Raw genomic sequence first — 8,933 nt, 5'->3', positions numbered from 1 at the left:
TCATCCATCGGTTTCACCTCATTCCACGGCATAACGTGCTCCAGTTGTGCGTATCACAAACCAGAGAAGTGTTACCTATGTCCTTGGACGAATGTGTTACCTATGAGTGTGAACCTTACCGGGTCGCCTTCTTTGCTTACTTTCTTGGCGAAGCAGAAATCAAATACTTCGCGGGGGATCCCGCACCAAAACCAACGTGCCGAAGGCACTTAAAAAGCACTGTTTAAATGTTGCATCAGCAGAAGTCCCTAAACTAAGAAGGACTAAACCTCACCATCAGCGATTCAAATGGCCGTAAATTAAACTGGCTGAAATCTGTGCCAATATCCGCGTAGTTCGTCAGCAGCAGCTCGCCTGACCAACCCTCAGGGATGGCGACATTCGAAAACTCTGCTCTGCTAGCAGTAAAGTTACTCACCACCAGCAAGATTTCATCAGGCAAGCTGCGGCTATACGCCCAAATTGCGGGATCATCTGCACTCAAGCATTGGTATTCGCCGTATTTAAGTGCTGCCGATGTTTTACGTAGGGCGATCAGTTGGCGGTAGTGATATAGCACCGAGTTTTGATCGGCCATCGCCGCTGCCACATTGACTTGTTCCGGCTGGCTGGCGATGCCTATCCACGGCTCAGCGCTAGAAAATCCTGCGTTAATTCCATCATCCCACTGCATTGGCGTGCGCGAGTTATCGCGGGATTTTTGCTTAATCGCCGCCATGATGTCAGCCTCAGCCACGCCCGCTGCGCTTAGGCTTTGGTAGGCATTAAGCGTTTCTACATCACGGTAATCGCTGATCTGGGTGAAGGCCGGATTAGCCATGCCAATTTCCTCGCCCTGATAAATATAGGGCGTGCCTTGCAGGCCGTGCAGCGTGGTGGCCAGCATCTTGGCCGATTCAAGCCGATACTCGCCATCGTCGCCAAAGCGAGAAACCACACGCGGTTGATCGTGGTTGCACCAGAAAATAGCGTTCCAGCCACCACCCTCATTCATGCCGCTTTGCCAATCCGACAAGATGCGTTTTAGCTCGATAAAATCAAACGGCGCAGCCAGCCATTTTTCGCCCTGCGGGTAATCCACTTTCAGGTGGTGAAAATTAAACGTCATGGATAATTCATACCGATCTGGCCGCGAATAATTAATGCAATGCGGCAAGGTAGTCGATGACATTTCGCCTACGGTCAGCAAATCTCGCCCAGCAAATACGGCGCGGTGCATTTCTTGCAGATATTCATGCACGCGCGGGCCATCGGTATAAAAACGCCGGCCATCGCTATCGTCATCGGCAAAATCCTGCTGCTTGGAGATCAGATTAATCACATCGAGGCGAAAGCCTGCCACGCCTTTATCGGCCCAAAACTGCATCATCTCGAACACGGCTTGGCGCAGCTTTGGATTTTCCCAATTTAAATCCGCCTGGCTTTCATCAAATAAATGCAGGTAATACTGGCCACTGGCCGGATCGAGCGCCCACGCCGAGCCACCAAATTTGGATTGCCAATTATTGGGCTGATCGCGCCAGATATAAAAATCACGATAAGGGTTATCACGGCCCTTTAAAGCTTCTTGAAACCAAGCGTGCTGCACCGAAGTGTGGTTCACCACGATGTCCAACATGATGCGCAAGCCACGAGCGGATGCTTCACTCAGCAGCAAGTCAAAATCAGCCATGCTGCCGTAAGCAGGATCAATCGCGTAGTAATCGCTAACATCGTAGCCATTGTCTTTTTGCGGTGAGGCGTAAATGGGCGTCAGCCACAGATAATCCACGCCCAGCCATTGCAGATAATCCAGCCTGTCTACTATGCCCAGAATATCCCCCGTCGCCTTGCCCTGATGGCTGCTAAAGCTTTTAGGATAAATTTGATAAACCACGGATGATTGCCAGTCTTGTTGCATCTAAGTACTCCCTGCGCAGCGCCACTGAGACGGCGCTGCTTACTAAAAAAACTGAGGCGTTGCCGCTCCTGATATCTACACAGATTGCTGAGCCAGCACCGGCTCAGCCTTCCATGCCATACGCTTGGCAAAAACCCAAGTCAGGCAAAAGGGCACAATGACGGCGACTAAGGTGCCAAGTAAGAACACCGGAATATGCACCGGAACAATCGAGATAAACGCGGGTAAGCCGCCCACGCCAATCGCGGAAGCTAAAAGGTGGTTTAGGGTAATCAACACCGAAGCGCAGGCTGAACCTATCAACGCGGCGTAGAAAGGATATTTAAAGCGCAGATTTACCCCGAACATGGCTGGCTCGGTAATGCCAGAGAATGCAGAGATCGCCGAGGTCGACGCCATACTTTTTTCGGTAGCGCTTTTTGCAATGCAGAACATCGCCAAAGCCGCGCTGCCTTGTGCAATATTGGATAGCGCAATAATCGGCCAGATAAAAGTGCCGCCGTGGCTGGTAATCAGCTGCAAATCCACAGCAATAAACATATGGTGCATACCGGTAATCACCAGCGGCGCATACAGCGCGCCAAAAATCGCCGCGCCCAGCACGGGGGCCACTTCAAACACATGCACCAAGCCTTGAGTAATCAACACGCCGAGACCTCGCGCCACCGGCCCAATCACCGCCAGCGCCAGCACGCCACTCACTACGATGGTGGTAATCGGCACAACCAGCAGTTGAATCGCATTGGGCACGCGCGCTTTCAGCCAGATTTCTACCTGACTCATCACCCAAGTCGCGGCCAAGATAGGCAAGATCTGCCCCTGATAGCCAACGCGCTCAATCTTAAATAGGCCCAGAATATCGAAGTAAGGAATCGCTTGGCCATCTAGCCCGGCTGCGGCCTTGCCGTAATTCCAAGCGTTGAGCAAATCCGGATGCACCAACAGCAAGCCCAGCACGATGCCCAAAACTTCGCTGCCACCAAAACGCTTCGCCGCCGACCAGCCCACCAAGGCAGGCAGGAACACAAAAGAGGTATTGGCCATCATATTGACCAACTGCCACAGGCCGCTTAGGCCCGGGTACGCATCCAGCAAACTTTTGCCGGGGATAAACATATCCTTAGCGCCGAGCAGATTGTTTATCCCCATCAACAGGCCAGCGACAATAATCGCGGGCAGAATCGGCATAAACACATCAGAGAAAATCTTGACCAAGCGCTGCAAAGGATTGAGCTTATTCTCGCCGCTGCCTTTTACATCCGCCACAGTAGCTGCGTTTCTTCCGGCCAGATCGATTAGCTGGGCATACACTCTATCCACATCACCCGAGCCAATCACAATCTGAAACACGCCGCCATTGCTGAACTGGCCTTTTACCAGATCAACCGCTTTTAGCACCTCATGATTGATTTTGCCTTCGTCTTTTAAAGCAATCCGCAGCCGCGTAATACAGTGCGCCGCCTGCTCGATATTCTCTGCCCCGCCAATTGAATCGAGGATCTGCTGTGCAATCTGCCGGTACTCGTAGCTCATCCATCTGCCTCTTTGTGCAATATTCACAGTGACGCAACTTAACTCATACATACGAGTTAAGTGCTTAAATTCACTGACTTTTAAGCTAAATCAAACACAGCAAGACTGAGTATGGGCAGAAAAACGTGGAGTAAATGGCCTTTTTAGCTGGTATTTTCAAAGCAGAAGTGGCTTAAAACCTAACAAATCTAGGGCAATGCAACGGAGCAATGCACAAAAATCCATAGGCACAGGCAAAAAAAAGCCTTTTATCTGATGCAAAATGCAATACCTGACCCCATTACTTCGCTAGCATGCTTGAATCCGGGGTTACGCCTGCGGCTAACCCGCACTACAGGGCTTTAAATTCATTGGGGGTTGCTGCTGTAAAAAACTCAATCATTATTATTCGCCTCAAAGAAACTAAAGCCTCGCTGATATTGATGAATACCATCAAAATCGCCTTTACCAACAGGATAACCCTCACATCGCAAAATAGCGTGCGCCATACACAGATGGAAAAAAAAATTAGGCATTGCATATTGCATAATAAATACTGAACCATTTGCTTCAAAAATAGCATCCCCCGCTTTATCTGCCATTTTTAAGTTCTCTAAAGCATCCACGTCTTGCTGAGAAACGCCGTTTAAAATTTCAATACGATTTTGCAATCTTAGCTGTAACTGCTCAAGCGTATTGATTGGCATATCTTCAATAATGATTTTCTTATTCAGCAAAGGTTTTATCGCCCTCAAAGAAAAATCCATTCCAATTAAAACCTGCATTCCAAATGGGAACATATCTTTTTTCAAACTGGTTTTTAAAAGAGCCTCTTCATCCAATTTTTCTTCTATTACATGTTTTGCTACCTTTTGGAGCATAAAATTTACTCGCTCCAAATGTTGAATAAAAACCACAACCGAAACATCGTATAAACTCATTGCGTTTTCCCCTATAACAAACAGAATTTTTCCTGATTATGTCTCTTACTCAACAAAGCATCCACGCGGGCAAGGCTTGGCCATGAGTAAGGCACGCAGCATGTGTGGACTAAGGGTTCCCTAATTCAAAACCGCTCAGACCGTCCGAATTTATGCCATACGTATTATCCAATCAAGGGGACCTGAGCAAGAGAGATAATCAGGGGATTTTTTATGACACTTTACAGTAGTGACACAAAACCTATTTTATCAATAGTGCAAACCCGAAGAATTTGGCGGATCATAAGACGTGGAGCCAAATAATATTGCAGGCCAATACATAATTTTATTAGATTTTAACTCGATAAACATTTTGGCATATGGATGCAAGATAAATCTTACTGGATTCAAACAATAATCGGTTTCTTCATGAAACAAACCCGTTTCAGGAGGAGTCGTTGGCGGTTCAACATATGTTCCAAAAAGTCTATCCCATAACGTGAATCGTGCTGCAAAATTACAACCATCAGACACATTATGCGCTTCCTCCCGCGAATGATGAGTGTAGTGAACCGCAGGAGTTACCAAAAACGATCTGAATACTCCTAATAGTTTAATCTTTTTTTCTGCATAATATAAAACTACAGAATGAGATGGGTCTGTCCAAGCGTCAAAAATAATAATAACCAATAACGCCCAACCACTGCTTATAACATCAAGAGAAAATAGTTTTGTTACCAAAGGCAGCAATAGCAACACAAACACTTTACCGCCTGCGGTATCTAACAATAAAGACTGCGGGTCTACGGCTTGTGTTAATTGCGTTAAATTTTGAGTACGATGATGATTCACATGGCCTAAAGCCCAGAAAAAACGAATTTTGTGACACCAGCGATGCGACCAGTAAAAACAAAAGTCACCAATAAGGCAAGCCACCAGCAATGCAACAATCCCATTTAAGTTAATTAGCGTTGGAATACTCTCCAAAATTTTTGAGTAATAGCCCAAATAATTTAAAACAAATGGGTTCATAATAGAAAATATTAAGGTTAAAAGAAATATCAGATTGACAATTGCGATTGTAACCATTGCCTCATAATTGAAATTTCGCCCTGTAATCTTTTTATAAAAGATTAAATCCAACACTCCCACAGAAGTGCTAAAAACACTCCGTCCGACTGCCGCAGCAATCAATAAAAAACCGATATTCTCTGGTAAATCTCCAATGAAAATTGATTTTACATTATAAAAAACTGTGACATACTGTGCATGAAATGCTTCAGGCAACGCGCGTAGATTATTATGAAATAGCAACTCCGATAATAATGCCAAAACTGAAATAGCCAACCACAACAGCCTTTTTGAACCCTTTGAATCAAATGAAAAATTAAGCTTCCAAAACCTTTCAATATACCCCACCAAACAATTACCCATAATTTACTCTCAATTAAAAATTAACAACCAAAATGCTTATTTGCACGGAAAACATCAACAAATCACATACAAATAGTTTATTAAACTAAATTCATAATGATCAGTTGGGCATAAACCCGATCCACATCGCCTGAGCCAATCACAATCTGAAACACGCCGCCGTTGCTGAACTGGCCTTTCACCAGATCAACCGCCTTTAGCACCTCATGATTGATTTTGCCTTCGTCTTTTAAAGCAATCCGCAGCCGCGTAATACAGTGCGCCGCCTACTCTATATTCTCTGCCCCGCCAATTGAATCGAAGATCTGCTGTGCAATCTGCCGGTAGTCGTAGCTCATCTATATGCCTATTTATGTAATATTTACAGTGATGCATTTAACTCGTACAGACGAGACGTGTCAATACTCGTATGTACCAGTTAATCACTTAAATTCACTGACTTTTAAGCTAAATCAAACACAGCAACCCTCAGTATGGGTAGAAAAATGCAGGGTAAATGCCTTTTTATCGGGTATTTTCAAAGCAGAAGTGGCTTAAAACCACGCATATCCGCGCTATGCAGCGGGCCAATACAAAAAAACCACAGGCGCATGCGTAAAAAAGCCTGTTTTAAGGCCGGCTTGATCGTGGATAAAGCATTCCAATGTAATTACTTTATGATGAAAGCTCTGTTGACGTTTGCCTGATCCTGCGCGGAACCTATGAAAGCCATCTACGCACTCACCGATATTCTGACGCTGGCCTTAAAAGCCGGCCTGCTTGCCCATCAATCCGGGGCAGGCACGCATCGCACCTCGTTGATTATTCAGCGCACGGCCAAGGCGCTGGGTGCGGTGCAAGTTGAGGTGATTATTTCATCCACCAATATAGGCGCCACCATAGAGCGGGAGCACGAACGGGAAACCGGCTTTAGAAAAGCACCACATATGGGGGTGAATTTTTCATTATTGACTTCATTAGATGACTGGCTATTGGCCTTAGAAAAAGACCAGCTCAATGCCGATGATGCCCAATTGGCATTAGATAAAATAGCCCAGGCCAAAGGCCATTACCCGCGCAGCGTGGTGACTTTATTTGTGGGTTTATCCTGCGGTGCATTTGCGGCTTTATTTGGTGGCGACACAGCGGCAATTTTAATTACGACTCTAGGCGCATCAGTAGGAATGGCGGTGCGCTTTCAACTGGTATTGCAGCACTTCAAGCCCTTTGTATTTGCCAGCGTGGCCAGCTTTGTGGCTCTGCTTTGCACCGGCTTATTAAGAGATTTCACCAGCACGCCCGATACTGCCATGGCCGCCTCGGTATTATTTTTAATTCCCGGCGTGCCCTTAATTAATGGCGCATCTGATTTACTAAATGCTAATTATTTAAATGGCATTGTTAGATTTACCATGAGCGCCGTAATTATTCTTGGCATTGCCATTGGCATTAGCTTGGCGCTACGCATCTTAGGAATCTAAATGTCTACACCTTGGTTAATCGAGCTAATGGCTGCGCCCGCCGCATTAGGCTTTGCACTGTTATTTAATGTGCCGCCCAAAGCATTATGGATGTGCGGCATTCTGGCAGTATCCGGCCATGCCGCGCGCAAGCTGGTATTAACCATGGATGGTGATATTGTATTTGGCACGCTATTGGCCGCATTATTAATCGGCATTGTGGCCGAGCTTTGGGCAGACCGCCATAATCAACCCGGCGTGATTTACGCCATTAGCGCCGCTATTCCCATGATACCCGGCAAATCAATGTATCAATCCGTGCAAGCCTTATTAGGTATCGCCACCATGGCGGCCGAGGATGATGGCACAGCCCTTTTAATTGCCGCCGGAGTACACGGTGTAAAAGCCATCATGATTGTATTAGCGCTAGCCTTTGGCATTGCCGCACCTTTATTGCTATTGCCAAAGCGAAGCAAATAAAGAAATAAGTTTGGTGCCTTCGGCACATTGAATTTAGGTGCGGGAGCCCCCGAATGGGGCTTCCTTTATTGCTTCGCCAAGAAACGAAGCCAAGCGACAACAACATAAACATGCCCCGCTTATTCCTCGCTTCGGCGTCCTGCTAGGAGCCTTTAAACAGCAGGCTCTGATCAGGTTTACCAACGCCAAGGTCGGTTTTAGTTGGCAAATTGCGCACATGAAATCCGGGTAATCGTACCGTTTTGCAGCCGGAAAAAGGCATCTTGTGGCATGTCCTGCTGCCAGAGCTGGTCTGGTGTCAGCCCGGCGTAGACGCCACGCAGGATCCGTCCCAACAGACCATGGGCGACGACGATTAAGCGTGCAGGCAATTCTGTATCTGCCAACCAGTTTTCAATGCGCTGAACAACTGCAGCGTACGGCTCACAAGCCGGAGCCTGAAAATACCAATCAGGCACGCCATTGAGTTCTGGGTACTGCAAGCGCAGTATTTCGACCTGTTTTTTTTCCCATTCACCAAAACAGACTTCAATCAGCCGTGGTTCGGCACGGATACAACTGTGTGGCAGCCCCAACTCCTGACACACCAGCTGTGCTGTTTGCATGGCGCGACCTAAAGGGCTGGCAAGCACTTGCCAGTCGGCCGGATTGCTCACTTCTTCGCGTAGCGTTGCGCCCATGGCGTGTGCCTGCGCAACACCCTGCCCGGTTAATGGCGAATCGCAATGCCCTTGCATCCGCAGCTCGGCATTAAATTCGGTTTGCCCGTGGCGCAGCAGATAAATAATACGCGGCATATAGATATCCTCATCAAAGATCGTAAAGTGTAACGCCATTTTATGGTCGACCCAAGTCAACCATCCCACCTATATTGTTCAAAATCACCCTGCCGCAGGTGGCATTTTTTGACACTTTGCTGCGCACATTTAATCAAGCCAGCCCAATCAACGCCGTGCAATATCAGAGAAAAAAAACTTATCCAGCCGGTGCCGGGATTCGGTGTATTCAAACTGACGGCCATCGTAGAAATGGGTGTGGTTTTTCACCACAATCACATGATCCATCCCATTTAAATCTAAATAACGGCGATCGTCCTCAATACAGGGTTGGGCTTCAAATACGCGCTGGGCGTAGCAGATATTTAGCTTGAGCACTTTCTCTATATATTCATAAATCGAATTCTGCGCTATTTGCGGCGTAAGGCCAGGGATCAGCTCGGCGACGAAATAATTAATATCCAGAATCACA

At 46.9% G+C, this 8,933-nt stretch carries 8 protein-coding genes and 1 pseudogene; 2 read left to right on the top strand and 7 right to left on the bottom strand.

Features of this window, described 5'->3' with window-relative positions; genetic code table 11:
• Positions 1-253: 253 nt before the first annotated feature.
• The 5 genes and pseudogenes from treC to Q0R17_RS20130 all read right to left on the bottom strand — a co-directional run.
• Positions 254-1,900, bottom strand: a complete 1,647-nt coding sequence (gene treC, locus Q0R17_RS19665) for an alpha,alpha-phosphotrehalase (protein WP_293938188.1) — start codon at positions 1,898-1,900, stop codon at positions 254-256.
• Positions 1,901-1,975: 75 nt separating this feature from the next.
• Positions 1,976-3,433 (bottom strand): PTS system trehalose-specific EIIBC component, encoded by a 1,458-nt coding sequence (treP, locus tag Q0R17_RS19660; RefSeq protein WP_293938186.1) that lies wholly within the window; start codon positions 3,431-3,433, stop codon positions 1,976-1,978.
• Positions 3,434-3,807: 374 nt separating this feature from the next.
• A complete protein-coding gene (locus Q0R17_RS19655; protein ID WP_293938184.1) occupies positions 3,808-4,353 on the bottom strand; it encodes a DUF1993 domain-containing protein in 546 nt (181 codons plus the stop codon).
• 249 nt (positions 4,354-4,602) lie between these two features.
• The gene (locus tag Q0R17_RS19650; protein ID WP_293938182.1) at positions 4,603-5,766 is read right to left on the bottom strand and encodes a sterol desaturase family protein; all 1,164 of its coding nucleotides are present in this window, start codon (positions 5,764-5,766) and stop codon (positions 4,603-4,605) included.
• Positions 5,767-5,975: 209 nt separating this feature from the next.
• Positions 5,976-6,029 (bottom strand): annotated as a pseudogene (locus tag Q0R17_RS20130) (PTS transporter subunit EIIB); the annotation flags it as partial.
• Between the two features lie 438 nt (positions 6,030-6,467).
• Between Q0R17_RS20130 and Q0R17_RS19645 the strand changes: the two are divergent.
• Both Q0R17_RS19645 and Q0R17_RS19640 read left to right on the top strand, forming a co-directional pair.
• On the top strand, positions 6,468-7,226 hold the full coding sequence (locus tag Q0R17_RS19645; protein ID WP_293938180.1) for a threonine/serine exporter ThrE family protein: 759 nt from the start codon (positions 6,468-6,470) through the stop codon (positions 7,224-7,226).
• Complete coding sequence (locus Q0R17_RS19640) at positions 7,227-7,685, top strand: threonine/serine exporter family protein (protein ID WP_293938179.1); 459 nt, start codon at positions 7,227-7,229, stop codon at positions 7,683-7,685. It abuts the gene before it with no gap.
• Positions 7,686-7,882: 197 nt separating this feature from the next.
• Here Q0R17_RS19640 and Q0R17_RS19635 read toward each other — a convergent pair whose 3' ends face one another.
• Complete coding sequence (locus tag Q0R17_RS19635) at positions 7,883-8,482, bottom strand: histidine phosphatase family protein (RefSeq protein WP_293938178.1); 600 nt, start codon at positions 8,480-8,482, stop codon at positions 7,883-7,885.
• 147 nt (positions 8,483-8,629) lie between these two features.
• Positions 8,630-8,933 (bottom strand): UTRA domain-containing protein (locus tag Q0R17_RS19630; protein ID WP_293938177.1); only part of this gene is annotated, 304 nt, incomplete at its 5' end.

This window comes from Iodobacter sp. (genome assembly GCF_025352645.1).
Lineage (GTDB): Bacteria > Pseudomonadota > Gammaproteobacteria > Burkholderiales > Chitinibacteraceae > Iodobacter.
Note: the sequence above shows the minus strand (reverse complement) of the source record. Positions and strands in the feature narration are given on the sequence as shown.

Excerpts from the sequence above, each read along its gene's own strand:
- treC (WP_293938188.1), bottom strand. The coding sequence starts at position 1,900 with ATGCAACAAGACTGGCAATCATCCGTGGTTTATCAAATTTATCCTAAA.
- treP (WP_293938186.1), bottom strand. The coding sequence starts at position 3,433 with ATGAGCTACGAGTACCGGCAGATTGCACAGCAGATCCTCGATTCAATT.
- Q0R17_RS19655 (WP_293938184.1), bottom strand. The coding sequence starts at position 4,353 with ATGAGTTTATACGATGTTTCGGTTGTGGTTTTTATTCAACATTTGGAG.
- Q0R17_RS19650 (WP_293938182.1), bottom strand. The coding sequence starts at position 5,766 with ATGGGTAATTGTTTGGTGGGGTATATTGAAAGGTTTTGGAAGCTTAAT.
- Q0R17_RS19645 (WP_293938180.1), top strand. The coding sequence starts at position 6,468 with ATGAAAGCCATCTACGCACTCACCGATATTCTGACGCTGGCCTTAAAA.
- Q0R17_RS19640 (WP_293938179.1), top strand. The coding sequence starts at position 7,227 with ATGTCTACACCTTGGTTAATCGAGCTAATGGCTGCGCCCGCCGCATTA.
- Q0R17_RS19635 (WP_293938178.1), bottom strand. The coding sequence starts at position 8,482 with ATGCCGCGTATTATTTATCTGCTGCGCCACGGGCAAACCGAATTTAAT.